The following is a 678-nucleotide window of genomic DNA, read 5'->3' as shown; positions in this document are numbered from 1 at the left end:
AAAAATTGGTGTCCTATTAAGCCTTCAAGCCCCTTAATGATTGGAGTTAAATTCAACGCAACCAACACACCAACAAGGCTACCGACAAGGCTACCAAACACTCCAGAGAAGACGCCCTGCCAAACGAAGATACGTTTAATCAGACCATCTTTTGCCCCCATCGTACGCAAAATTGCGATCTCTGCTGCGCGGTCCTTCACCGCCATCATCAATGTCGAGACGATATTGAAACACGCCACACCAATCACTAATACCATGACCAAATACATGATCGTGCGTACCAACTGAATGTCACGGTAGAGAAAGCCAAACTGCTGCTGCCAACTCTTCAAATATACGTACACATTCACTAGGTTGCCGACTTCTCGAACGATCGAAGGCGCATCAAGAACATCATCGGTTTTTAGAGAAATTCCAGTTACGCCGTCTCCTAAACGAGCGTATTGCTGCGCATCCGCCAGCGGAACTAAAGCCAATGAATGATCAATTTGGCCGTTCAACGTCAAAAAGCCCGCCACTTTGACGCGCACACGTTTCGGCGCTTGAACTTTATTTGTGCCACCCGTTTGAGGAATCATCAACGTGACGTAGTCACCGACTTGCACCTTCAACTCATTTGCAACTCCTCGACCTAAAATCACTTGTTGTTGGCCTGAGTAAAAGTTTTGCCACGCCTCT

The 678-nt window shown here is 47.1% G+C and carries 1 protein-coding gene; it reads right to left on the bottom strand.

The genetic code is table 11. The features are described from left to right. The coding region (locus R7Q48_RS27810; protein WP_318133513.1) for an FtsX-like permease family protein at positions 1-678 on the bottom strand (678 nt) is incomplete at both ends.

Source organism: Vibrio sp. 378, assembly GCF_033339435.1.
This window is presented reverse-complemented; position numbering and strand designations above follow the sequence as displayed.